We start from the raw sequence: 22498 nt of genomic DNA, 5'->3' as shown, positions 1-22498 counted from the left end.
GATTCACTTGGCGGATGCCTCGACGTACCGCCGCGACCCTCGCCACGAGTGGCGAGGTGCTCCGCCTCATCCGCACCGGTGAGGCGGTGACCCGGGCGGACCTCGGCCGGGTGACCGGCCTGTCCCGCCCCGCGGTGCAACTGCGCGTCGGCGAGCTGCTGGAGCGCGGCCTGGTCGTGGAGCGGGCCGACGCGCCGTCCACCGGCGGCCGGCCGCCGGTCCGGCTGGAGTTCAACGCCTCGGGCGGCGTGGTGCTGGTGGCCGCCCTGGGTGCCAGCCGTACCCGGGTGGCGGTCTGCGACCTCGCGGGCCGCGAGCTGGCGGGCCGCGACTTCGCCATCGACGTCGAGCAGGGCCCCGACGTGGTGCTGCCGCTCGTCATGGACACCTGGGACGAACTGCTCGGCGACCGGCCGCGCTCACTGCTGCGCGGTGTGGGCATGGGCGTGCCCGCCACGGTCGAGTTCGCGCAGGGACGCACGGAGAGCGCCAGGGTGATGGCCTCGTGGACGGGCGTGGTGATCCCGCCGCTGGTCCACGAGCGCTTCCCGGTGCCCGTACTGATCGACAACGACGTCAACCTGCTGGCCATCGGCGAGCATCGGGGCGCCTATCCCGAGCTCGACGACCTGATGTTCGTCAAGGTGTCCACCCGGATCGGCGCGGGTGTCATCGCGGGCGGCGAGATCCTGCGCGGCGCGCTCGGCGCGGCGGGCGAGATCGGGCACATCCCGGTACGCGAGGGCGGCGGCGTGCTCTGCCGCTGCGGCAACACCGACTGCGTCGACTCCGTCGCCAGCGGCACCGCGCTGCTGCGCGACCTGCGGGCCGCGGGCAAGGACGTCAAGACCATCGCCGACGTGACCAGCCTGGTGCGCGCCGGAGACGCCGAGACGATGGCGATCGTCCGCGAGGCGGGCCGCCGGATCGGCGAGGTCCTGGCCAGCGCCGTCAACATCCTCAACCCGGCGGTCCTGGTGCTCGGCGGCGACGTGGCCGAGGCGTTCGGGCCACTGGTGTCGAGCATCCGCGAGGTCGTCTACCGCCGCTCCACCGCGCTGGCCACCCGCCGGCTCCGCATCGAGCCCAGCAGGCTGGGGGCCGGGGCGGGCATCAGCGGGTGCGCGGTCATGGTCCTCGACCACGTGCTCTCGCCCGACGCCGTCGACGACAGCATGATCACCCGCCTCAAAGTCAGCTCCTGACGGTCAGCGCCGGGCTGACCGCCGCGACTGGGTTGCGGTCCCAGCGCCGCGAAGAGGCAAAGACCGGTTCATCTCGGCGCGGCGTCAAGGGCGCTTGCCGGGCCAGCGTTTCTTCGTCTTGCGCGGCGACGGGCTCTGGCTCTGCGGAGTGCTGCTCGGCGGCGGAGTGCGTCCCGTGGCCGCCTCGGACAGCACGAGCGGAGTGGGCCTGGCGCCGCGATGGGGCGACGGAGCCGGTGACAGGCCGCTGCTGGGGCTCACCCGGGTGCCGGTGGGCCGGGTGGAGGCGGGGGTGGCCGTCGGCGTGGCCTTGACGGTCTTCCTGGTGCGGAGGGTGGGCGTGGGATTCGTGGAGGGCTGTGTGGTGCGGACCGGACGCGTGACCGGGACGCGGTAGCGGGCCAGCTTCGACTCGATCACCCCCGGCTCGCGCCGGTGCGGGCCCGGGTGGCCGTGGTCGGGCAGGCTGGCCATGGTGAGCTGCGTGCCGGTGAAGGCGCCGCCGACCAGGATCGCCGCGATGGCCAGCATCAGGCCACCGGCCAGTAATCCGGTGACCATCAGAATCCGCCTGCGCCGCTCTGTATGATCCACAGGCGCCGATGATAGTGATCCGGCGCCCGATCCCGGGCGACTCCCAGCGAATCGTGATCAAGTTCCCGCGGCGCGCGGACCCGTGACGATCAGCACGCGCACAGCAGGCCGCGCAGCGCCGTCTCCAGGCAGAGCGCGGTGTGCGCGGGCGTCGGCCAGGGGAAGCGCAGGAGCTGGTCGTCCACGCGGACCGTCGCGCCGTAGCGGTCCAGCTCCCACAGCCACACGTCACCGGCGTCCTCGCCCAGGGCCTTGGACACCCCGCCCGTGAGCTGGGCCCGGTGCGATGCGTTGACGTGGGCCAGCACGCGCTCGGCGGTGGCGGCCAGCGGATCGGGGGTGGCTTCGAGATAGTCGTCGGCGTCCAGCACCCCGGAGTCGCGCCCGGTCAGGTACACCACCTGGCCGACGTCGAGCCGCAGCAGCCGCGGCGCGTCCGGCCGGCCGTACCTCTCCAGCGCGTCGAACAGGGCCTCGTCGGCGGTGTGCGCCGCGACCGCGACGGCGGCCCCGCGCGCCTCACTCTCGGGTACGGCCTGCGCCCACCCCTGCACCTCGATCAGCCCGCGTGGATGCTCCACCTGGCCGAGCACGCGCATGGCGGTCAGGTTCACCGCCACGACGGCGTCGTCGCGCAGCCCGTGCAGCGCCTCGCCCGGCCGCACCAGCAGCACCGGGCGGCCACGCTCGTCGACCCCGCCGCGGGCGGGCGAGGGGGTGCCGTCGACGGACAGCCGGGCGACGCTCGCCGACGCGGCGAGGGTGCGGATCCGCTCGGGGATCGTGAGCATGGCGCCTCCTTGAGATCACAGCCAGCAGTAGGTTAGCCTTGCCTAAGTAAGGACTACCTAATCACATGAGGTGAACGTGCGCTACACCGGTCCGAAGGTGCGACTGTCACGTCGCGCGGGCGTCCCGCTGACCAAGAAGGCCGTCCGCTATTTCGAGCAGCGCCCCTACCCGCCGGGCGAGCACGGCCGTAAGACCAACCGCCGCAACTCCGGCGACTACGGGATGCGGCTGCTGGAGAAGCAGAAGCTGCGCTGGTACTACGACGTGTCGGAGCGGCAGCTGCGCCGCTACTGGGACCTCGCCCTGCGCAAGCCGGGCGCGTCGGGCGCCGAGCTGGTCGCGCTACTGGAGACCCGCCTGGCCTCCCTGGTGCTGCGCGCCGGGCTGGCGCCGTCGATCTACGCGGCCAGGCAGTACGTCAACCACGGCCACATCGCCGTCGACGGCCGCAAGGTGGACATCCCCAGCTATCTGGTCAAGCCCGGCCAGGTCGTCAGCGTGCGGCAGCGCTCGCGCGGGATGCAGCCGTTCGTGGCCGCCAAGGAGGGCGTGCACGCCGACGAGCGGATCGCGCCCTATCTCTCCGTCGACCACTCTGATTTGCGGTTCACGCTGGTCAGCAGGCCCCTGCGCGAGCAGATCAACGTCCCGGTGGACGAGCAGTTGGTCGTGGAGTTCTATTCTCGTTAGCCGTGAGTGATGCGGGTGAGCGGCACGCCAGCTGGCTGGAATTGTTCTTCGACCTCGTCGTGGTGGTGGCGGTCGCGCAGCTGGCGCACCGCCTCCAGCATCCGACCTGGGGTGACGTGGCGTTATTCGCCATCCTCTACTACGCGGTGTGGAGCGTCTGGACGTCCCTGACGCTCTACTCCAACGTCCGCGCCGAGAAGACGCACCTGCGCAGCATGCTGATCGGGATGTTCGGCATCGCGGTCATGGCGGCGGCGGCCCCCGACGTCGCGCACGCGATCCCCGGTGTCGGCACGCACGACGAGTGGTTCATCGCCGCCTACGTCACCTGCCGGATGAGCGCCTCCCGGTCGATCCAGGCGGCCGGCACGGTGATGACCTCCTGGCCCGCGGCCCAGCTCGGCGCGGGCATCACGCCGTGGATCGCCTCGCTCGGGATGGACGACGAGTGGCGCTACTACCTGTGGGGTATCGGCATCGCGCTCGACATCGCCTTCTCCATCGCGCAGAGCCGGCGGCCGGAACGCCTGGTCAGCGAGCTCAAGGCGCAGGCGGGGCGGCTCAGGGCGCGCGAGCTGCGCCGGGCCGCCAGGTCCGGGCGGCTCTTGGAGGCGCGCTACCTGGAGGAGCCGAAGGCCGCCGTGCTCGACCCTGGCCACCTCGGCGAGCGGCTCGGGCTGTTCGTGATCATCGTGCTGGGCGAGGCGGTCATGCAGGTCGTGATGGCCTCCTCGGGGCTCAGCTGGGACCGCTATCTCGGCCTGGCCGCCGTGGCCGGTTTCGGGCTGATCGTGTCGCTGTGGTGGCTCACCCTCCAGTACGGCCTGAGCGCCGTGCCCGAGATCCACGAGCGGGGGCTCAAGCCGTTCGTCGCGCTGCCCGCGCACTACGCCATGACGGCGGGCATCATCGCGACGGCGGCGGGGCTCGGCGCGGTGGCCGCCGAGCCCGCCGAGCACCTGCACGGCGGCGTCCAGTGGGTGCTGTGCGGCGGCCTGGCCATCTACTTCGCCGCCTCCACCGTGCTCGGCCTGGCCAGCGGCGCCGGACGCCGCTGGATCTGGGGCTGGGCCGTGCCCTCGATCGTGCTGCCGCCGGCGATCGCCGGACTCGCGGGGCTGGTGCCGGCGTGGAGCGTGGTGGCGCTGCTGCTGGCCGTCACCCTCTGGCGGGTGGCCTACAAGCCCAAGGCGGCCGTGATCGCCCGGACCGATAGCGTGTGAGGCCTTCCAGGCGCGCCGGCGGCTCTAGTCGAGCACCTTCTGCTCGCGCAGCTCGGCGATCTCTTTGCGGAGCGCCGTCAGCTCGGACAGGATCAGCTCGGTCGAGGCCGCGTTGTCGTCGTGCTGCTCCGCGCGCTCGGCGGCCGACTCCTCGTCCATCGCGCTCACCACGACCGCCATGAACAGGTTGAGCACGACGAACGTGCAGACCAGGATGAAGATCGTGAAGAAGACCCAGGCGCTGGGGTGGTTGCGCATCACCTCTCTCGCGATGTTGCCCCAGTCGTCGCCCGTCATCGTCTGGTAGAGGGTGAACAGCGAGGTGGGCAGGCTGCCGAAGCGGGTCGGCGCCGTGTCCCCGTACAACTTGGTGGCCATGACGGCGGCCACGTACAGGACCAGGGAGAGCAGCAGCACGATCGAGCTCATGCCGGGCATCGCGCGCAGCAGGGCCGAGACGACCCGGCGCAGGCTGGGCACCACCGACAGCAGGCGCAGCGCCCGCAGGATGCGCAGCGAGCGCAGGACCGACAGGCCGCCCGCGAAGGGGGCCAGGGCGACCCCCACGATGACGGTGTCGAAGATGTTCCACGGATCGCGCGGGAAGCGCGACCGCTCGACGTAGATCTTCGCGGCCAGTTCGGCCACGAAGACGTAGAGCGCCACATGATCGACCGCGGTCAGCAGGTGACCGTAGTGCTCGACCACGGCGGGCACGGTTTCGAGGCCGAGTGTGGCCGCGTTGAGCACGATGACGCCGACGATGAACTGCTGGAAGCGGGGGTGCTCGATAAAGGCTCGGGCGCGTTCACGCACGGGAAGGGGCTCCTCAGGAGGGAAAAGTTGCCCCACCATGATGACGCAGGCTGATCAGCGCGTTGGCGTCAGCCGGAAGACCCGCAGCTCCCGTCCGGACTTCTCCGTGTAGCGGTCGAAGAGCGGCCACCGCTCGATCAGGGACGGCCACGCGGCCGCCCGCTCGGCGCCGGTCAGCAGCGCGGCGGTGACGGGGAAGTCGTGACCCCTGAAACTCACCGTGGCCGTGGGCGTCTTGAGCAGGTTGCCGCTCCACGCCGGGTGGTGCGCCTGGCCGAAGTTGCTGCCCACCACCAGGAGGGTGCCGTCGGGCTCGGGCAGGCAGGCGAGCGGCGAGCTGCGCGGCAGGCCGGACTTGGCGCCCGTGGTGACCAGGACCAGCGTGGGGATGACCGGGTTGTTGCTGAGCAGTCGTCCCCTGGTGAGCCGGTGCACGGTCCGATCGAGCTGCGGCATGAACTTGGGGCCGGCTCTCATGAACCACTCGGCCGCCGCCAGCCGTTGTAGGAAGAGCCTCAGAACCCGGAGCATGCGGCGAGTGTAGCAAGCGTTTGGTCAACTGCGGCCCGGGGTCGGCCTGTGGTATAAAAAGCCGCTGAAACGACAAGCGGGGGCGAGCACCGATGTCCTATCCCAACTACGGTCCCTCCTATTACGGGCCGCCACCTCAGACCCATCCCAACGGCACCTCGATCCTGGTGATGGGCATCCTCAGCCTGGTCATCTGCTCGATCCTCGGCCCGTTCGCCTGGGCGATGGGCAACAAGGCGCTGCGGGAGATCGACAACAGCGGCTATGTCTATGAGAACCGCGGCATGGTGCAGGCCGGGCGCGTCTGCGGCATCGTCAGCACGTGCCTGTTCCTAGCGACGCTCGGCTTCGTCGTGCTCTTCGGCGGATTCGCCCTGCTGAGCAGCCTCAGCCAGTAGCGATCGGCGGCCGTAGCCGCCGATCCCCGACTCCAGCAGGTCGAACGCCCCTGCCGCCTGCGCGCGTACGTCCGCCCAGATCTGCGGCCACTGCTCGCCCGCCATCTTGCGCCGTATCGCGTGCCGGGCCAGCAGCCGCGTCGTGCTCAGGATCTGGTCCGCCACGAGCTGCGGCGTGAGGTCGTCGGGCCCGGCGCCGGTCTCCTCGGCGATGACGGCCGCCAGGTTGGCGCCGGACAGGTTCTCCACCTCGCGCATCCTGGCGATCAGCGCCGGGCTCTCCTCGACCACCCGGCCGAACACCTCGGCGCCCTCGTTCATCCCGTAGCGCCAGTCGCCGGTCTCGAGCGCGTCGACGAAGTCGCGCCGGAAGGCGGCCACGATGCTCTCGCCGGGCCGCCGCTCACGCACCACCTTGCTCGACAGGTCCACCACCTCGTTCTGCCGGTCGGCGAACAGGTCCTCCTTGGTGCCGAAGTAGTTGAACACCGTGTTGACCGACACGTCGGCGGCCCGCGCCACCTGCGCGACGGTGACGTTGTCGAACCCGTGGATCATGAACAACCCCATCGCCACGTCGGCGATGCGCTGCCTGGTCTCACGCTTCTTCCGCTCGCGCAGCCCCTCTTCCATGCCTCCATGCTACCAATATTGCAGTCGCACCAAACTTGTGGTTACTCTATTTTTGGAGGCGATGAAAATGATCAAGACCGCAGGTCTGAGCAAGACCTTCGAAGGCGGCGTGGAAGCCGTCAAAGGCGTGGACATATCGGTGGCGGCAGGCGAGATCGTCGGGTTCCTCGGCCCCAACGGCGCCGGCAAGACCACGACCATGCGCATGCTGACCACACTGCTCCGGCCCACGTCGGGCACCGCCACGGTGGCGGGCCATGACCTGCTGGCCGACGCCCGCGAGGTGCGGCGCCGCATCGGCTACGTGTCGCAGAGCGGCGGGATCAGCCCGTTCGCGCCGCTCGGCGAGGAACTCGAACTCCAGGCCATGCTGTACGGCCTGCCCCGCGCCGAGGCCGGCACCCGGGTGAGCGAGGTGCTGGCCCAGCTCGACCTGAAGGGCCTGGAGACGCGGCCGGGGGCCGCACTGTCGGGCGGTCAGAGCCGCCGCTTCGACATCGCGTTCGGTCTGCTGCACCGGCCGGCGCTGCTCTTCCTGGACGAGCCGACGACCGGGCTCGACCCGCAGAGCCGGGCCAACCTGTGGGAGCACATCCGGGCGCTGCGCGCCGAGCACGGCGTGACGGTCTTCCTGACCACGCACTACCTCGACGAGGCCGACGCACTGTGCGACCGGCTGCTGATCATCGATCACGGCCGCATCGTGGCCGAGGGCGCCCCGGCCGAGCTCAAGACCGGCGGGCGCACGCTCGATGACGTGTTCCTGGACATCACCGGCAGGTCCCTGCGCGAGGAGGCGGGCGTCTGATGCCGCGCGACACCTATCTGCTGTTCCGCTACCACTTCCGCCTCACGTTGCGGCAGAAGGTCGCCCTCATCTTCGGGGTCATCCAGCCGCTGCTCTTCCTCGTGCTGTTCGGGCCGATCTTCGCCACGATCGGCACCTGGGAGACGCTGGTGCCCGGCCTGATCGTCCAGCTCGGCCTGATGAGCACGGGCATGGCCGGGTTCGGGGTGGTCTTCGAGAAACGCTCGGGCGTGCTCGAACGGATGCGCGTCACCCCGGCCAGCCGCCTGGCTCTGCTGCTCGGCCGGGTGCTCAACAACGCGGTCACGCTCATCCTGCAGACCGTGCTGCTGGTCGCGGTCGGCTACGCCTTCGGCCTGCGTGCCCCGGCCGCCGGGGTGCTGGCCGGGCTCGTCCTGGTGATCGTGCTCGGGCTCAGCCTGGCGGCGTTGTCGTACGCGATCGCGCTGACGCTCAGCGACCAGCTCTTCGCGCCGGTGATGAGCACCGTGGTGGTGCCGCTGGTCCTGCTGTCGGGCGCGTTCCTGCCCATGTCGATGGCGCCCGGCTGGCTGGACGCGCTCTCGCACATCAGCCCGTTCCGCTACGTCCTGGAGGCGCTGCGCGACCTGTTCGCCGGGCACTACGCCACCGGCACGGTCGGCGTCGGCGTGGCGGTGACCGTGGTCTTCGCCCTGGTCAGCGTCACGATCGGGACACGGGTCTTCAACCGGGAGAACGCCTAGACACCGCGCCGGGCGGCGGGCGCGGCCACAACCGCGCTCGCCGCCTCGATCCGCTAGGCGTCAGGACACGCCCGGGCCCGGCGCTGGAGCGCGGCGATGATCCCGGCGGTGTCGACGATCCCGTAGCCGTAGTCGTAGTCGAACCCCACCTCACTGCGGTCCTCACCCGTACGGCGGAGCAGGGCGCGCAGCTGCGCGGGCCGCAGCCGCGAGGCCGGCCAGAGCGTACGGATCGCCGCGACCAGCCCGGCGGCGACCGGGGTCGCGGCCGACGTGCCCGAGTCGGGCTCGGTGTCGCCGAACGCCTTGGACCCGGAGAAGTGGGTGTAGGCGCAGATGTCGGGCTTGCGGGCGGTCAGCCGTCCCGGCCCCTGCGAGGAGTAGCCGACCCGTTTGCCGCTCACGTCGACGCCGCCGATCGACAGGACCCGGGGATGTGAGTTGGCGCCGGCGATCGGCCGGTTCGGGTAGGCGCACCGGCCGTCCCTGCACTCGCGCCCGCAGTTGCCCGCCGCGAACAGCACGTCTGCGCCCGCGTTGTCGAGGCTGGCGACCATCAGGTTGAACGGGTGCGCCGCGTTGTCCGAATAGTTGCCCGGATGGCCGACCGGGAAGTCCCATTCGGGGGAGAACGACCCCCACGAGCTGTTGATCACCAGCGCTCTCGACGCCTCGGGCTGCAGGGCGAGCACCAGGCGCAGGTGCGCGAACGCGGCCACGGCGTCCGACAGCAGCCCGTCCAGCGCCGTGCCCCCTGGACGGGTGGAGCGCAGCACCGGGATGTCGATCAGTGACGCCTGCGGCGCGCCGATGAGGGTGTCGAAGGCGCACATCGTGCCGTGGTCGACCTCGAACTCGCCCGGCCGGCCGTCGACGCCCGCGGGGTTCCAGCTCCGCTGGGCGTCGAGCGTGACGCCCCGGCCGAGCTGGCGGGCGACGTGCGCGGCGTTGATGCCGGTGTCGAGCACGGCCAGGGTCACCCCCGTGCCGTCGAGCCCCTCGGCGTGCAGCCCGGGGACGTTGAGCAGCCGTTCGACGTCATGCCAGTCGCCGAAGGGCGCGTCGCCGCCGCAGGTGAGCGAGGACTCGACGACCGGATCGGAGTAGACGCCGACGACGTCGGGCCGGAGGGTGGGCAGGAGGGCCACGCGGGTCGTCAGCTCGTCGTCCGAGATCGTGCCGCGGACCAGCACCGAGGCGTCCTCGGCGGCCAGGGAGAAGTCCAGCGGCTGGTTGAGCGACAGCGGGTCGCCGCCGGCCGCGGGGACCGGCCGGGGCAGCGCCACGGGCGTGAAGGCGGTGTCGAGCTCGACTCCGGGCAGTCCGTCCGCGACGTCGGCAGTGGTGGCGGTCTGGCCGGGATCGGCGACGGCCGTGACCAGATCGGGGGAGGGGCGCAGCTGGATCAGAACGCGCATGGGGCACCACCGGGATGTTCGGAGGGAATTGAACCTCCCAAGATTCCTTCATCTGTCCGGGCGTGTCCAGCGCATCTCATAGGCTTTGACCTGCTGAAATGCCGTAAAAAGGGCCAAGGGGACGATATTCATTCCCGCTGCCAGGCTTCCTTGATCCCCGTTCGTTCACTAGCGTGAGGCGGCATGACGCTCCAGGAACAGAAGACGGTCGCAGGCGAGGACGGCGGCCACTGGCTTGCGGTGCGACCGAGGCTCATTCTCGCCAGCGGGTTCATGCTGTTCCTGGAGCTGGCGCTGATCCGGTGGACCGGCTCGAACATCGTGCATCTCAGCTATTTCACCAATTTCGTGCTGCTCGGCTCGTTCCTCGGCATCGGCCTGGGGTTCCTGCGCGTGGGGCGGGCGCGGCGGCAGCCGTACTACTCGCCGGTCATCCTGTTCGGCCTGGTCTTCATCGTGCTGACCTTCCCCGTGACCGTCGACCGCAACACCGAGGGCGTCCTGTACTGGACCAGCCTGTCGACCACGGGACCGCCCGCGTGGCTGATCCTGCCGGTGATCTTCGGCGCGGCCGCGCTGGTGCTCATGGGCCCGGCCGAGCTGGTCGGGCGCTGCTTTCCCGAGCTGCCCCGCCTGGAGGCCTACCGCTATGACCTGATCGGCAGCCTCTCGGGGATCGCGCTGTTCACCGCGCTGTCGTTCCTGAGCGCGCCGCCGGTGTTCTGGGGGCTGATCGCGGCCATCGCCTACGGGGTGCTGCTGGTGCCCCGGCCGCGGGTGATCTACCTCGGGCTCGTCACCGTGCCGTCGCTGGCGGTCGTGGGGCTGCTGCTGGCCGAGACGCTGACCGCCGGGGCGTTCTGGTCGCCCTACTACAAGGTCACCTACAAGCAGTTCCTGCAGCTCGGCGTGCCCGTCACCGACATCTCCGTGAACGGCATCCCGCACCAGCAGGCCGTGCCCGCCGCCGCCCGGCTGCAGTGGGAGCGCCAGTACGGCCTGCCGTACGAGCGGGCGAGCACGCCGCCCAAGGACGTGCTCATCGTCGGCGCGGGCAGCGGCACGGACGTGGCGATCGCCCTGTCCAAGGGCGCCGCCCACGTCGACGCCGTCGAGATCGACCCCAAGCTTCGCGAACTGGGCGGTTCCCTGCATCCCGACCGGCCCTACGACGACCCCCGGGTGACCACCCACGTCACCGACGGCCGCGCCTTCCTGGAACGCACCGGCGACAAGTACGACCTGATCCTGTTCGCCCTGCCCGACTCGCTCACGCTCGTGTCCGGGGCCAGCTCGCTGCGGCTGGAGAGCTACCTGTTCACCGAGGAGGCCATGCGGGCCGCCCGCGCGCACCTCAAGCCCACCGGAACCTTCTCGATGTACAACTACTACCGCGAGAGCTGGCTCGTCGACCGGCTCGCCTCGACCATGCAGAACGCCTTCGGGCACAAGCCGTGCGTCGACGTGGTCAGCACGGCGGGCCAGCAGGCCGTGATCACGGCGGGCGCGACGCCGGCCGCGCAGCGGTGCGCGGGGGAGTGGGCGGGCGCCGCGGCCGGCACGCCGCCGCCGACCGGCGACGACCGGCCGTTCCTCTACCTGAAGGACGGCGACATCCCGTCGCTCTACCTCATCACGCTCGGCCTGATCCTCGCGGTCAGCCTGATCGCCGTCCGCGTCGTGGCCGGCCCCTACCGGCGGATGCGCCCGTACGCCGACCTGTTCCTGCTCGGGGTGGCGTTCCTGCTGCTGGAGACCAAGAGCGTGACGGGCTTCGCGCTGCTGTTCGGCACGACGTGGGTGGTCAACGCGATCGTGTTCGCCGGGGTGCTGGTCGCCGTGCTCGCCGCGGTCGAGATCACCCGCCGCTTCCGCACCCCGCCGCTGCCGGTCATGTACGCGGTGCTGTTCGGCGGGCTGCTGCTGGCCTGGCTGGTGCCGAACACGTGGCTGCTGTCGCTGCCGCTCCCGTTGCGGGCGGTGGCGGCGGTGACGGTGGCGTTCCTGCCGATCTTCGCGGCGAACGTGGTCTTCGCCAAACGCTTCTCGGACTCGGCGGACGCCACGACGTCCTTCGGCGCGAACCTGCTGGGGGCCATGGTGGGCGGCTGCCTGGAGTACCTGGCGCTGGTGATCGGCTACAAGGGCCTGCTCATCGTGGCCGCCGTGCTGTACCTGGGCGCCTTCCTCCTGCTGCCGCGCAAGGCGGCGGTGACGTAACGACGGTCAGCCGGGTTCGTCGCCGGGGGCGGGCGGGGCGGGGCGGCGGTGCAGCAGGCCGAACTTCGACCACATGGCCTCGGCCTTCTCGATGGACGCGCTCGTCCGGGCCGGATCCACGGTGGCGAGCTGTGTGACCAGCGCCTGTGCGACGGCCATGCCGGCGGTCAGTGACGGGAAGAACGCCACCCCCTCGGCCGGGACCATCACCACCTCCTCGGCCGGGTTCGCCAGGGCGGGGACGGCCACGTCCGTCAGGGCGAAGACGCGGGCGCCGCGGGCCCGCGCCTCGTTGGCCGCCAGCACGGTGCTCTCGTACAGCCGCCAGAAGCTGATGGCGATCAGCACGTCGCCCGGGCCGATCGCCGCGACGGAGTTCGCGAGCTCGGCGTCGCCGCTGGTGATCGCCGCGACGGGGTATCCGGCCAGCCGGGCGTTGTGCGCGAGCGCGATGCCGACCGCCGCGTAGCTGCCGTCCGCGATGATCACCGTGCGTCTCGCGGCGGCGACGGCCTCGGCGATGGTACGCAGCGCGTCCTCGTCCAGGCGCCTGCTCAGCTGCGCGAGGCTGTCCAGGTCGTGCCGGAGCGATCGGGAGCTGGGCGAGCCCTCACCGCTGTGCTCGGCGGCGACCTGGGGCGCGCTCAGCGAGGACAGGTAGCGGGCGCGCAGCTCCTGCTGGAGCGCCGGCCACCCGGCGAAGCCCAGTGCCTGCGCGGTGCGGGTCACGGTCGCCACGTTCACGCCCGCGAGCTGGGCCAGCTCCGCGGCCGAGCCGAACGACGCCCGTCGCGGCTGCGACAGCAGCATCCGCAGCACCGCGGCCGACTTGGGGCGCAGCCCGCGCTCGGGCGCCCGCTCGCGCAGCCAGTCCTGGAAGCTGTCGGCGGCGTCCTCTGTCACGTGTTCCTCTCCCATGGCTGGCAGACATGCTACGCGTGCTCGGCAGGAAGAATGTGCAAAGAACATTGCAATTTTAGTGTTTTGCACTATACGTTGCCAGGCAATCGTTCTGCAGGGCTGTGACCTTGGGAAGGTGCGTTGGCATGACCTTGTTGGCCCGTCTGGACCGGCTCCCCCTGAGCCGTCCGCACTATCTCCTGCTTCTCATCGGTGGACTCGGCTACACCTTCGACGGCATGGACGGCGCCGTGGTCGCCTTCCTGCTGCCCAGCGCCCGGGCGGAGTGGGGCCTCGACGCCGGCCAGCTCGGGCTGATCGGGTCCGCGACCCCGTTCGGGTTCCTGTTCGGCGCGATCGCCGCGGGCATGCTCGGCGACCGCATCGGCCGCAAGAAGGTCATGATGTACGCGCTGGCCTTCTACGCGCTCTTCTCCGTGGTCGCCGCGTTCGCGCCGAACTACGAGGCGTTCCTGGGCTCCAGGGTCCTCGCCGGGGCGGGCGCCGGGGCCGAGAGCGCGATCATCGCGCCGTTCCTGTCGGAGTTCGTCCCGGCCAAGCGGCGCGGCTGGTTCATCGGCGCGCTGGCCGGGTTCTTCTCCTTCGGCTTCGTCATGGCCGCGCTGATCGGCCGCTTCGTGGTGCCCACCATGGACGACGGCTTCCGCGTCGCGCAGCTGATCACCGCCGTGCCGGTCGTGATGCTGCTGTGGTGGCGGCGCTCGCTGCCCGAATCGCCGCGCTTCCTGCTCCAGCAGGGCCGCCACGCGGAGGCCGAGGCGGTGGTCGTCGATCTCGAACGCCGCGTCGAGCGGGCCACCGGTCAGGTCCTCCCGCCCGTGCCCGAAGACACCGTGCAGCCCGCGACGGCCACGCCCAAGGTGAACCTGCTCAGCGCGCTGCGGTTCCTGTGGAGCCCGGCCATGGCCAAGCGGACCGCCGTCATCTGGCTGATCTGGTTCGTGATCACGTTCTCCTTCTACGGGTTCTTCTCCTGGATCCCGACCCTGCTCGTGGACCGCGGCATCACGGTGACGAAGAGCTTCGAGTTCTCGATCATCATCTATCTGGCGCAGATCCCCGGCTACTTCTCCGGCGCCTGGCTGCTGGAGCGGCTGGACCGCAAGAACACCATCGCGCTCTACCTCACGGGCGCGGCGATCAGCGCGCTCTGGCTGTCCCAGGTGGACACGCCGGTCGCCATCACGACCGCGGGCGCGGTGCTGTCCTTCTTCCTCAACGGGACGTACGCGGGTGTCTACTCCTACACGCCGGAACTGTTCCCGACCTGGATCCGGGCCACCGGCACCGGCCTGTCCAGCGCGTTCGGCCGCTTCGGCAGCATCCTCGCGCCCACGATCATCGGCCTGACGGCCGCGAGCTGGGGATTCGCCGGCGTGTTCGGCCTCACCACGGCCGTGCTGGTGGCCGGGGTGATCTGCGTGGTCGTCTTCGGCCTGGCCACGGCCGGCCGCTCGCTGGAGGAGCTGACCGAGCGGGGCGATCCCGCCGACACCGCGGGGGAGATGGCGAAATGACCGACCTTGCGGATGTGGAGAACAAGGTCCGGGAGTCGCTGGGCGTGCGGCTGTTCACGGTCCTGGCCTGGATCCCCGAACGGCAGGCGCTGCGCCGCGTGCACAGCAGCGATCCCGCGCGCTATCCCGTGGGCGGGGAGAAGACGGTCGAGGTCGCCCGCGGCTGGCTGGCCCGCTGCATCGAGGCGGGGGAGCCGTACCTCGGCCCGGACCGGGCCGCCGTGCGGGCGGTGTTCGCCGACCACGAGCTGATCGAGAGCCTGGGGTGCGGGGCCATCATCAACGTGCCCGTGGTGGAGGGGGACAAGGTGCTCGGGGTACTGAACATCCTGGACGCCGAGGGGCGCTACGACGAGGAGTCCGTCGTCGTCGCCCAGTCCCTGGCCCCGCTCGCGGTGCCCGCTTTGCGGGCCGCCGTTCATGAAGCCGCCGAATGAGAGGAACCAAGTGAGTCTGCTGCTGCGTAACGCCCTGATGCTCGACGTGGTCACCGGCGAGTACGCCGAAGGTGACCTGCGCTGTGAAGAGGGCCGCGTCGTCGAGGCCGGGCCGGGGCTGACCGGGCCCGCGGACGGGCGGGTGATCGACGTGGGCGGCGGTGTCGTCGTTCCCGGGCTGATCGACGCGCACGTGCACGTCACCGCCTCGACCGCCGACCTGGGCAGCCTGTCCGCCATGTCGCCCTCGTACGTCGCCGCGCACAGCGCCCGCCTGATGGGGCAGATGCTGGACCGCGGCTTCACCACGGTCCGCGACGCCTCCGGAGCGGACTACGGGCTCTGCGACGCCCAGGAGGAGGGGCTGATCCGCGGGCCGCGGCTGCTGTTCTGCGGCAAGGCGCTGAGCCAGACCGGCGGCCACGGCGACCAGCGCGGACGCGGCCAGAACGGGCGCGACGACCACCCCTGCTGCGCCGGTGTCGGCCGGATCGCCGACGGCGTGGACGCCGTGCGCGCCGCCGCGCGGGACGAGCTGCGCAAGGGCGCCCACCACATCAAGGTCATGGCCTCCGGCGGCGTCGCCTCGCCCACGGACCGCGTCGACTCCACCCAGTACTCCATGGACGAGCTCCGCGCGATCGTCGAGGAGGCCGAGGCCGCCAACCGCTACGTGGCCGCGCACGCCTACACGGCCCGCGCGATCAACCGCGCCCTGGAGGCGGGGGTACGGTCGATCGAGCACGGCAACCTGCTCGACGACCGCAGCGTGGAGCTGTTCCTGCGGCACGACGCCTACCTGGTGCCCACGCTGGTGACGTACTGGGCGCTGAAGAAGGAGGGCCGGGGCTTCGGCCTGTCGGAGTCGAACTGGCGCAAGGTCGACGACGTGCTCGGCGCCGGGCTCCAGGCGCTGGAGCGGGCCGCCCGCGCGGGTGTGCGGCTGGCCTACGGCAGCGACCTCCTGGGCGGCATGCAGCGGCACCAGAACCAGGAGTTCCGGCTGCGCGGCGAGGTGCAGCAGCCGATCGACGTGCTGCGCGCCGCCACGGTCAACGCGGCCGACCTGGTCGGGCTGGCCGGCGAGATCGGCACGCTCGCGGTGGGCGCGCGGGCGGACCTGCTCGTGCTCGACGGAGACCCCCTGCGGGACCTCGGGGTGCTCGCCGAGCCCAAGCACATCCGCCACGTCGTCCAGGGCGGCCAGGTCGTCTCCGGCTGACCTCAGCCCTTCAGGCCGCTGGAGAAGCCCTTGATCACATAGCGCTGCAGCAGCAGGAAGATCACCACGATCGGCAGCGCCCCGAGCACCAGCCCGGCGAAGACGAGACCGTGGTCGGAGACGTACTGGCCGACGAAGGCGAAGACGCTCACCGGCACGGTCTCGAACCCCGATCCGCCCAGGTAGAGCAGGGGGGTGAAGAAGTCGTTCCAGATGAAGACGGCGTTGAGGATCAGCACCGTGCCGGTGATCGGCCGCAGCAGCGGGAAGACGACCCGGGTGAACGCGGTCAGATGCGAGGCGCCGTCGATCTGGGCGGCGTGGGCGTAGTCCCGGGGCAGCGCGCGGATGAACCCGGTGTAGAGGAACACCGTGAACGGCAGCTGGATCCCCGTGTAGAACAGGATCATCCCCGCGTGCGTGCCGATCAGCCCCAGGTCGGTCACCATCTGGTAGAGCGGGATCATGCCGAGCTGGAAGGGCAGCACGATGCCGAGCAGGAACAGCACGTACAGCCCGTAGCCGAGCCGGCTCTTGACCCTGGCCAGGTAGTAGGCGGCGAAGGAGCCGAGGGCGATCAGCGCGACCAGGCTGACCGCGGTGATCACGGTGCTGTTCATCAGGGACGGGCCGAGCGCGGCGGCCGACCACGCCTTGGTGAAGTTGGCCGTCGTGGGCGGGGCGGGCAGCGCCAGCGGTGTCTGGGAGATCTGCGCCGGGTCCTTCAGCGACAGCGTGATCAGCGCGTACACCGGGAAGAGGAACGCCACCGCCACCAGGATCATGACGATTTCCAGCAGGAACGTCCGCCTCATTGGGCCACCTCCCGGCCGCGCAGGTAGTAGACCTGCACGAGCGACACCGCGGCCACGAACAGGGCGAGTACCAGGGCGATCGCCGTGCTGTAGCCGAACTTGCCGAACACGAACGCCTGCTTGTACAGCACGGTCGACAGCGTCTCGGTGGCGTAGCCGGGGCCGCCGTTGGTCGCCGCGAAGATCTGGTCGAACAGCTTGAGACCGCCGATCGTGGAGAGCATCAGGTTGATCGTCAGGGCCGGGGCGAGCAGCGGCCAGGTGACGTACCGGAAGCGTTGCAGCGTTCCCGCGCCGTCGATCATCGCCGCCTCGTGCAGCTCCTTCGGCACGCCCTCCAGCCCGGCCAGGAAGATGACCATGGAGTAGCCGGCGTACTGCCACACGACCGTGCCCGCGATCGACCACAGCGCGAGCGACGGGTCGCCCAGCCAGTCGATCTTCAGGCCGAGCAGCCCGTTGAGCCCGGCGGACGGGTCGGGGTTGTAGATGTACTTCCAGAGGAAGGCCACCATGACCGGGCTGACGACGACCGGCGCGAAGAAGATCACCCGCAGCAGCGCCCTGCTCTTCAGCTTGACGTGCACGCCGAGCGCGAGCAGCAGCCCCACGCCGTTCTGCACGACGACGATCGCCACGGTCAGCAGCAGGGTGTTGCCGATCGAGTCCATCGCCTGGTCGTCGTGCAGGAGCTTTTGGAAGTTCGCCAGACCGACGAACGACTTGTCCGCGCCGATGCCGCTCCAGTCGGTGAAGGCGTACAGCATGCCCGCCAGGCTCGGGTAGAGCACGACGGCGGCGTACACCACCAGGGCGGGCGCCGCGAACAGCCACGAGGGCGAGAGCGAGGCGAACCGCCGCCGCGGCCGGCCGGCCGCGGCGGTGTGTCGTCCGACAGGCGTCGCTGTCGTGGTCATCTGCCGGGTCATTTGGCGTAGGCCTCGTCCATCTTCTGCAACGCCTCGTCGATCTTGATCTTGCCGGCGAGCAGGTCCTGGATGACCGCGAAGTGGACCGGCTGCACCTCGGCGTTCGGCCAGCGCTGGTCCATGAACGGCACGGCCTTGTCCTTGGTGAAGGGCAGGAACGACTGCACCGCGGGGTCGATGGTGGAGGAGGCGTCCTGGGTGAGCGGGATGGCCGCGATCGCCTTGGCCCAGCGGTTGATGTTCTCCTGCTTGCCGAGGAAGTCGATGAACGCCTTGGCCTCGGCCAGGTTCTTGCCCTTGGCGGCGGCGCCGAGGCCGACCACCACGCCGGCCGGGATCCACACCTGCGCCGCGTCGTCCGCGCCGGGGACCGGGAACATCGACAGGTCGTCGGGGCTGCCCGCCGCCTTGCGGAAGTCCGGCAGCACCGCGGACACCTGGATGGCCATGCCCGCCTTGCCGGTGGCCACCATCGAGATCTGCTGCTCGAAGGTGGTGCCATTGGGCTTGTCGTTGAAGAAGCCGCGCTTCTGCAGCTCCAGGTACATCTCCATCGCGTCGCGCCAGCCGGACTTGGCGAAGCTGGTCTGGCCCGCCGCCTGCTTGTCGTCGAAGGTGGGGTCCTTGGCGTACACGGTCGAGGGGACGAGGGCGTAGGTGATGAGCTGGGTGACCCACGGCGTCTGCGCGCCCAGCGCGATCGGCGCCTTGCCGGCCTTCTTCAGCTTGTCGCAGACCGCCAGGAACTCCGTCCAGGTGGTCGGCGGCGCGTCGACGCCCGCCTCCTGGAACACCTTCTTGTTGTAGATCGCGCCGATGACCGAGGAGCCGGCCGAGTAGATGTAGGTCTTGCCGTCCTTCTGGAAGGCGGGCTTGAAACCGGTCGGGATCGTCTGCGTCCACGCCTGGTCGGACAGGTCGGCCAGCAGCCCGGCCCCGGCGATCTGGTCCATCGACATCGCGCTGCCGTTGCCCGGGTAGACCACGTGCAGGTCGGGCGAGTTGCCCGCGCCGAGCTGGGTACGCACCGAGGTCATGACCTGGTCGGTAGGGGCGAACGAGGTGGCCAGCGTCACGCCGGGCTTGGCCTGCTTGTAGGCCGCCACCAACTCGTCCATCGGCGCCTTCTGGTCGGCCACGCCGACGAATCTCAGCTCGACGGCGGACGCCTGCCCCTGACCGGTGGAGCCGGTGGCCTGCGGCTTGGTCGAACACGCGGTCGCCGCGGCGGCGACCGCGAGACCGCCCATCATGCGGAAGAACTGGACGCGGCTCATCCTGGCATCGCGCAGCTCGGTCATGCTCTGTCTCCTCGGTCTAACTCGAAATGGGGGGTCCCCCGAGGGCACCCGGCGGGGCGGATCTGATCGCCGGACACGAATGCGAACGTTTTAATAACGGACGTCGTGAAGTACGTTATATCTAACGTTAAATCGTGTGAAGTTGTGAAGGTGCGAGGAGACTACGAGTCGTTCCGCAGGGGTGTCAAGGGTGTGGGCCGCGCTACGATGCGCTGGCGTCGACACGGGGAGAGCGCAGGTGAAATCACGTCAGCACGCGGACAGGGGAGTCGCCAGGCGCCAGGCGATGGCGGAGCATCTCATGCGGCACGGCTCTGCCTCGGTGAGCGAGCTCGCGGAGGTCTTCCACGTGAGTGTGATGACTGTGCACCGCGATCTCGACGAGCTCGAACTCCAGGGCATGGTGCGCAAATACCGCGGCGGCGCCAGCGCCCAGGCGTCGAGCGTCTTCGAGAGCAACATCGCCTACCGGCTGACGGCCCAGATCGCGGAGAAGGAGGCGATCGCCCGGCACGTGGTGGGGCTGATCGAGCCGGGTAGCTCGGTCATGATCGACGACTCGACGACCGCGCTGGCCGTCGCCCGGCATCTCGCCGAGGTGGCCCCGCTGACCGTGGTGACGAACTTCCTCGAAGCCATCAAGCTGCTGGCTCCCGTGCCCGGCATCCGGCTCATGGCGCTGGGCGGCGAATACCATCCGACGCACGACTCGTTCCTGGGCGTCGGCTGCGTCGACGCGGTCGAGGCGATGAACACCGACACGGTGATCGTCTCCACCTCGGCCATCTCCGACCGGCACGCCTTCCACCAGGAGCAGGAGATCGTGCTGGTGAAGCGGGCCATGGTGGCCGCGGGGACGCGCTGCGTCCTGGCGGTCGACCACACCAAGCTCGACCGGGTGGCGCTGCACCGGGTGGCGCCGCTGGAGAAGTTCGACGTCATCGTGGTCGACGCGCAGGCGCCGGCCGAGACGGTGCAGCGGCTGCGCGAACGGCGGTACAACGTCGAGGTGGCGGGCTAGCCGGGTCCGTTGGCGCTCAGCGCGGCGAAGGCTTCGTCCAGGAGGTCGACCAGGTCCAGCTCGCCCTCGGAGGCGGTCCAGTGATCGAGGGCGACGTTCAGGCAGTCGAGTGCGGCGGTGGCCCGTACGGACTGCGCCAGGGTCACCGGTCGCGAGGAGCCACCGCGTTCGGCGAGGGCCTGGGCCAGGGTGGGGCACCAGCCGTGCTGCTTCTCCAACTGCCGCGAGCACAGGGCCGGGGTGCCCCGGACGAGGTGGGTCAGCGCCAGAGCGCCGCCTCGGTCCTGGTGGTAGTGCTCGATGACCGTGTCGAGCGCACGCCGTAGCGCCGTCCAGTCGTCCTCGTCGGCGGGGCGGGCACGCAGCGCGTCGGCGACCTGTGCGGCCTGGGCGTCGAAGGCGCCGAGGACGGCTTCCTCCTTGCTGCCGAAGTAGCGCAGGAACGTGCTGCGCGACACGCCGGCGGCCGCGGCCAGGTCGGTCACGGTGACCTGGTCGAAGCCCTCGCGGCGGAACAGGTCGAAGGCCACCTGGGCCAGCTCGACCCGGACGGCGGCCCGTGCGATGTCTCGCGTGCTCGTACGCGCTGCTCCGCTCATCCCGCGATTCTACCGCGCACGTGACCCTGGATCGCAGGGATGAAGCACGGACGCTAATATGACACTTAGTTTCACAATCGAACCCTTGGTTCATGAAAGAGAGCACCATGACCCAGACTCTCGGCCTCATCGGCAGCGGCATGATCGGCGGCGCGCTGGCCCGCCTCGCCGTCGCCGCCGGCCTGAACGTCGTCCTCAGCAACTCCCGCGGCCCCGAGACCCTCGCCGAGCTGGTCGCCGAACTCGGCGAGCACGCCCGGGCGGCCACGCCCGCCGAAGCCGCGCAGGCGGGCGACCTGGTGGTGGCGACCGTCCCGCTGCACGCCTACGACCGGCTGCCCGCCACGGCCCTGGCGGGCAAGGTCGTCATCGACACGATGAACTACTACCCGGACCGCGACGGCCGCCTCGCCGAGCTGGACGGCGGGACGGCGACCTCCAGTGCCCTGGTGCAGCGGCACCTGGCCGGCTCCCAGGTGGTCAAGGCGTTCAACAACATCGACTTCCACCGCCTGTTCACCCTCGCCCGCCCCTCCGGCGCCCCCGGCCGCGCCGCCCTGCCCATCGCCGGCGACGACGACGCCGCGAAGGAGCGGGTGGCGCGGCTGATGGACACCCTCGGCTACGATGCGGTGGACATCGGCACGCTCGCCGACAGCTGGCGCAGCGAACCCGGCACCCCGGTCTACGTCGAGCCCTACTTCCCGGCGCGGCGGCCCGAGGGGACGAGCCAGGAAGAGGCGTTCCGCTGGTTCCTGGACACCCCGGGAGCCCCGGTGCCCGCCGACCGGATCAAGGAGCTGGCCGAGGCGGCCGTCCGCGGCTGATCAGCGGATGATGCGCGCCCGGGCGCGGAGCAGGGCGGACACGATCGCCTCCTCGCGGTCGGGGTCGAGACGGACCATGGGGACGGAGCAGCTGAGGGCCTCGTTCGGGGGTGCGGCGAAGTCGAGGGCGACGGCGAAGCAGCGCAGGCCGATGGTCGATTCCTGGTCGTCGATGGCGTGGCCGCGCCTCCGGGTCTCCTCGAGCTCGGCGCGCAGGGCCGCCCGGTCGGTGAAGGTGTGGACGGTGCGCGCCTCCAGGGTCTCCGGCAGGAGCGCGTCGACCTCCTCCCAGGGGTGTCCGGCGAGGATCGCCTTGCCGAGTCCGGTCGCCCATGACGGCAGGCGCCGGCCGGGCCGGCTGACGACGGTGAGGGAGTGGCGGGAGATGTTGGTGGCCAGGTAGACGATCTCCGCGCCGTCGAGGCGGGCCAGGTGGACGGTCTCGCCGAGCTGGTCGTTCAGCTCGTTCATCACCGGCTGCGCCCGCTGGACGACGTCGTCCCGCTCGACGTACGAGGCCCCGGCGCGGAGCGCGCGGATGCCGATGCGGTAGCCGCCGGCGCCGTCGATCTCGACCCAGCCCGTGCTCACCAGCGTGGTGAGCAGCGCGTAACCGCTGGCCCGAGGCAGGCCCAGGGCGGTGGTCAGCTCCCGCGGTGAGCACGCCCGCGGGGCGGAGCTCAGATATTCGAGCACCGCGATGGTCCGCTCGGCCGATTTGACGCTGCGGACGCCTCCGCCGGTCTCGGCGGACGGATGCGATGACTCCAGGACGGGTTGCGTCATCGATCACCTCTTGACGTGTACGGAAACACAGACTTAATGTCTCGGCTACAAATATAGACGCCGTCTCCAT

General features: G+C 70.5%; 24 protein-coding genes. 12 read left to right on the top strand and 12 right to left on the bottom strand.

Annotated elements, in window-relative coordinates; translation table 11 throughout:
- Positions 1-14 precede the first annotated feature (14 nt).
- Positions 15-1205 (top strand): ROK family transcriptional regulator, encoded by a 1191-nt coding sequence (locus KME78_RS42365; RefSeq protein WP_219535172.1) that lies wholly within the window; start codon positions 15-17, stop codon positions 1203-1205.
- Positions 1206-1289: 84 nt separating this feature from the next.
- On the opposite strand, the gene KME78_RS42360 is transcribed toward KME78_RS42365, so the two are convergent.
- Positions 1290-1799 carry a hypothetical protein gene (locus KME78_RS42360; protein ID WP_219535171.1) on the bottom strand — a complete coding sequence of 170 codons (510 nt, stop codon included), beginning with the start codon at positions 1797-1799 and terminating at the stop codon, positions 1290-1292.
- Positions 1800-1888: 89 nt separating this feature from the next.
- Complete coding sequence (locus KME78_RS42355) at positions 1889-2590, bottom strand: DUF2470 domain-containing protein (protein WP_219535170.1); 702 nt, start codon at positions 2588-2590, stop codon at positions 1889-1891.
- A gap of 76 nt (positions 2591-2666) precedes the next feature.
- Between KME78_RS42355 and rpsD the strand changes: the two genes are divergently transcribed.
- On the top strand, positions 2667-3281 hold the full coding sequence (gene rpsD, locus KME78_RS42350) for a 30S ribosomal protein S4 (protein WP_219535293.1): 615 nt from the start codon (positions 2667-2669) through the stop codon (positions 3279-3281).
- 2 nt (positions 3282-3283) lie between these two features.
- The gene (locus tag KME78_RS42345) at positions 3284-4504 is read left to right on the top strand and encodes a low temperature requirement protein A (RefSeq protein ID WP_219535169.1); all 1221 of its coding nucleotides are present in this window, start codon (positions 3284-3286) and stop codon (positions 4502-4504) included.
- Between the two features lie 24 nt (positions 4505-4528).
- On the opposite strand, the gene KME78_RS42340 is transcribed toward KME78_RS42345, so the two are convergent.
- Together KME78_RS42340 and KME78_RS42335 are read right to left on the bottom strand one after the other, a co-directional pair.
- Positions 4529-5320: an ion transporter gene (locus tag KME78_RS42340; RefSeq protein WP_219535168.1), complete on the bottom strand. Its 792-nt coding sequence runs from the start codon at positions 5318-5320 to the stop codon at positions 4529-4531.
- 54 nt (positions 5321-5374) lie between these two features.
- Complete coding sequence (locus KME78_RS42335; protein ID WP_219535167.1) at positions 5375-5851, bottom strand: nitroreductase family deazaflavin-dependent oxidoreductase; 477 nt, start codon at positions 5849-5851, stop codon at positions 5375-5377.
- A gap of 92 nt (positions 5852-5943) precedes the next feature.
- Here KME78_RS42335 and KME78_RS42330 point away from each other — a divergent pair, with 92 nt between their 5' ends.
- Positions 5944-6249 carry a DUF4190 domain-containing protein gene (locus tag KME78_RS42330; protein ID WP_219535166.1) on the top strand — a complete coding sequence of 102 codons (306 nt, stop codon included), beginning with the start codon at positions 5944-5946 and terminating at the stop codon, positions 6247-6249.
- On the opposite strand, the gene KME78_RS42325 is transcribed toward KME78_RS42330, so the two are convergent.
- Complete coding sequence (locus KME78_RS42325; protein WP_219535165.1) at positions 6184-6882, bottom strand: TetR/AcrR family transcriptional regulator; 699 nt, start codon at positions 6880-6882, stop codon at positions 6184-6186. The genes KME78_RS42330 and KME78_RS42325 overlap by 66 nt on opposite strands.
- A 67-nt stretch (positions 6883-6949) precedes the next feature.
- Between KME78_RS42325 and KME78_RS42320 the strand changes: the two genes are divergently transcribed.
- Together KME78_RS42320 and KME78_RS42315 are read left to right on the top strand one after the other, a co-directional pair.
- The gene (locus KME78_RS42320) at positions 6950-7690 is read left to right on the top strand and encodes an ABC transporter ATP-binding protein (protein ID WP_219535164.1); all 741 of its coding nucleotides are present in this window, start codon (positions 6950-6952) and stop codon (positions 7688-7690) included.
- Positions 7690-8415 (top strand): ABC transporter permease, encoded by a 726-nt coding sequence (locus KME78_RS42315; protein ID WP_219535163.1) that lies wholly within the window; start codon positions 7690-7692, stop codon positions 8413-8415. Before KME78_RS42320 ends, KME78_RS42315 begins: the two co-directional genes overlap by 1 nt.
- 53 nt (positions 8416-8468) lie before the next feature.
- On the opposite strand, the gene KME78_RS42310 is transcribed toward KME78_RS42315, so the two are convergent.
- Positions 8469-9833: a S8 family peptidase gene (locus KME78_RS42310; protein ID WP_219535162.1), complete on the bottom strand. Its 1365-nt coding sequence runs from the start codon at positions 9831-9833 to the stop codon at positions 8469-8471.
- Between the two features lie 183 nt (positions 9834-10016).
- Between KME78_RS42310 and KME78_RS42305 the strand changes: the two genes are divergently transcribed.
- Positions 10017-12053 carry a spermine/spermidine synthase domain-containing protein gene (locus KME78_RS42305; protein WP_219535161.1) on the top strand — a complete coding sequence of 679 codons (2037 nt, stop codon included), beginning with the start codon at positions 10017-10019 and terminating at the stop codon, positions 12051-12053.
- A 6-nt stretch (positions 12054-12059) separates the two neighbouring features.
- Here the strand turns inward: KME78_RS42305 and KME78_RS42300 are convergent, their stop codons facing one another.
- Positions 12060-12956 carry a MurR/RpiR family transcriptional regulator gene (locus KME78_RS42300; RefSeq protein WP_219535160.1) on the bottom strand — a complete coding sequence of 299 codons (897 nt, stop codon included), beginning with the start codon at positions 12954-12956 and terminating at the stop codon, positions 12060-12062.
- A gap of 143 nt (positions 12957-13099) precedes the next feature.
- On the opposite strand from KME78_RS42300, the gene KME78_RS42295 reads away from it, so the two are divergent.
- Genes KME78_RS42295 through KME78_RS42285 form a run of 3 tightly spaced genes read left to right on the top strand, consistent with a single transcriptional unit; the run spans position 13100 to position 16150 of the window.
- Entirely contained in the window at positions 13100-14491 is a 1392-nt protein-coding gene (locus KME78_RS42295) for an MFS transporter (protein WP_219535159.1), read from the top strand.
- Complete coding sequence (locus tag KME78_RS42290; RefSeq protein ID WP_219535158.1) at positions 14488-14928, top strand: GAF domain-containing protein; 441 nt, start codon at positions 14488-14490, stop codon at positions 14926-14928. The genes KME78_RS42295 and KME78_RS42290 overlap by 4 nt, the downstream gene beginning before the upstream one ends.
- Positions 14912-16150, top strand: a complete 1239-nt coding sequence (locus KME78_RS42285) for a metal-dependent hydrolase family protein (protein WP_219535157.1) — start codon at positions 14912-14914, stop codon at positions 16148-16150. The genes KME78_RS42290 and KME78_RS42285 overlap by 17 nt, the downstream gene beginning before the upstream one ends.
- Before the next feature lie 2 nt (positions 16151-16152).
- Here the strand turns inward: KME78_RS42285 and KME78_RS42280 are convergent, their stop codons facing one another.
- Genes KME78_RS42280 through KME78_RS42270 form a run of 3 tightly spaced genes read right to left on the bottom strand, consistent with a single transcriptional unit; the run spans position 16153 to position 19195 of the window.
- Positions 16153-16965: a carbohydrate ABC transporter permease gene (locus KME78_RS42280; RefSeq protein WP_219535156.1), complete on the bottom strand. Its 813-nt coding sequence runs from the start codon at positions 16963-16965 to the stop codon at positions 16153-16155.
- On the bottom strand, positions 16962-17882 hold the full coding sequence (locus tag KME78_RS42275) for a carbohydrate ABC transporter permease (protein WP_219535155.1): 921 nt from the start codon (positions 17880-17882) through the stop codon (positions 16962-16964). The genes KME78_RS42280 and KME78_RS42275 overlap by 4 nt, the downstream gene beginning before the upstream one ends.
- An 8-nt stretch (positions 17883-17890) precedes the next feature.
- The gene (locus KME78_RS42270) at positions 17891-19195 is read right to left on the bottom strand and encodes an extracellular solute-binding protein (protein ID WP_219535154.1); all 1305 of its coding nucleotides are present in this window, start codon (positions 19193-19195) and stop codon (positions 17891-17893) included.
- A gap of 238 nt (positions 19196-19433) precedes the next feature.
- Between KME78_RS42270 and KME78_RS42265 the strand changes: the two genes are divergently transcribed.
- On the top strand, positions 19434-20216 hold the full coding sequence (locus KME78_RS42265) for a DeoR/GlpR family DNA-binding transcription regulator (RefSeq protein WP_219535153.1): 783 nt from the start codon (positions 19434-19436) through the stop codon (positions 20214-20216).
- On the opposite strand, the gene KME78_RS42260 is transcribed toward KME78_RS42265, so the two are convergent.
- Positions 20213-20815, bottom strand: a complete 603-nt coding sequence (locus tag KME78_RS42260; RefSeq protein ID WP_219535152.1) for a TetR family transcriptional regulator — start codon at positions 20813-20815, stop codon at positions 20213-20215. The two genes, KME78_RS42265 and KME78_RS42260, sit on opposite strands and share 4 nt — an antisense overlap.
- Before the next feature lie 92 nt (positions 20816-20907).
- Here KME78_RS42260 and KME78_RS42255 point away from each other — a divergent pair, with 92 nt between their 5' ends.
- The gene (locus tag KME78_RS42255) at positions 20908-21642 is read left to right on the top strand and encodes an NADPH-dependent F420 reductase (RefSeq protein WP_219535151.1); all 735 of its coding nucleotides are present in this window, start codon (positions 20908-20910) and stop codon (positions 21640-21642) included.
- Here KME78_RS42255 and KME78_RS42250 read toward each other — a convergent pair whose 3' ends face one another.
- Positions 21643-22428, bottom strand: coding sequence for an IclR family transcriptional regulator (locus KME78_RS42250; protein WP_219535150.1), 786 nt, complete (start codon positions 22426-22428; stop codon positions 21643-21645).
- Positions 22429-22498 lie beyond the last annotated feature (70 nt).

Source organism: Nonomuraea guangzhouensis, assembly GCF_019396345.1.
In the GTDB taxonomy this organism is placed as follows: domain Bacteria; phylum Actinomycetota; class Actinomycetes; order Streptosporangiales; family Streptosporangiaceae; genus Nonomuraea; species Nonomuraea guangzhouensis.
Note: the sequence above shows the minus strand (reverse complement) of the source record. Positions and strands in the feature narration are given on the sequence as shown.

Coding starts and splice junctions, on each gene's coding strand:
- KME78_RS42305 (WP_219535161.1), top strand. CDS start 10,017: ATGACGCTCCAGGAACAGAAGACGGTCGCAGGCGAGGACGGCGGCCAC.
- KME78_RS42330 (WP_219535166.1), top strand. CDS start 5,944: ATGTCCTATCCCAACTACGGTCCCTCCTATTACGGGCCGCCACCTCAG.
- KME78_RS42285 (WP_219535157.1), top strand. CDS start 14,912: ATGAAGCCGCCGAATGAGAGGAACCAAGTGAGTCTGCTGCTGCGTAAC.
- KME78_RS42275 (WP_219535155.1), bottom strand. CDS start 17,882: ATGACCACGACAGCGACGCCTGTCGGACGACACACCGCCGCGGCCGGC.
- KME78_RS42280 (WP_219535156.1), bottom strand. CDS start 16,965: ATGAGGCGGACGTTCCTGCTGGAAATCGTCATGATCCTGGTGGCGGTG.
- KME78_RS42335 (WP_219535167.1), bottom strand. CDS start 5,851: ATGCTCCGGGTTCTGAGGCTCTTCCTACAACGGCTGGCGGCGGCCGAG.
- KME78_RS42320 (WP_219535164.1), top strand. CDS start 6,950: ATGATCAAGACCGCAGGTCTGAGCAAGACCTTCGAAGGCGGCGTGGAA.
- KME78_RS42255 (WP_219535151.1), top strand. CDS start 20,908: ATGAAAGAGAGCACCATGACCCAGACTCTCGGCCTCATCGGCAGCGGC.
- KME78_RS42270 (WP_219535154.1), bottom strand. CDS start 19,195: ATGACCGAGCTGCGCGATGCCAGGATGAGCCGCGTCCAGTTCTTCCGC.
- KME78_RS42365 (WP_219535172.1), top strand. CDS start 15: ATGCCTCGACGTACCGCCGCGACCCTCGCCACGAGTGGCGAGGTGCTC.
- KME78_RS42250 (WP_219535150.1), bottom strand. CDS start 22,428: ATGACGCAACCCGTCCTGGAGTCATCGCATCCGTCCGCCGAGACCGGC.
- KME78_RS42325 (WP_219535165.1), bottom strand. CDS start 6,882: ATGGAAGAGGGGCTGCGCGAGCGGAAGAAGCGTGAGACCAGGCAGCGC.
- KME78_RS42260 (WP_219535152.1), bottom strand. CDS start 20,815: ATGAGCGGAGCAGCGCGTACGAGCACGCGAGACATCGCACGGGCCGCC.
- KME78_RS42310 (WP_219535162.1), bottom strand. CDS start 9,833: ATGCGCGTTCTGATCCAGCTGCGCCCCTCCCCCGATCTGGTCACGGCC.
- KME78_RS42295 (WP_219535159.1), top strand. CDS start 13,100: ATGACCTTGTTGGCCCGTCTGGACCGGCTCCCCCTGAGCCGTCCGCAC.
- KME78_RS42315 (WP_219535163.1), top strand. CDS start 7,690: ATGCCGCGCGACACCTATCTGCTGTTCCGCTACCACTTCCGCCTCACG.
- KME78_RS42355 (WP_219535170.1), bottom strand. CDS start 2,590: ATGCTCACGATCCCCGAGCGGATCCGCACCCTCGCCGCGTCGGCGAGC.
- KME78_RS42290 (WP_219535158.1), top strand. CDS start 14,488: ATGACCGACCTTGCGGATGTGGAGAACAAGGTCCGGGAGTCGCTGGGC.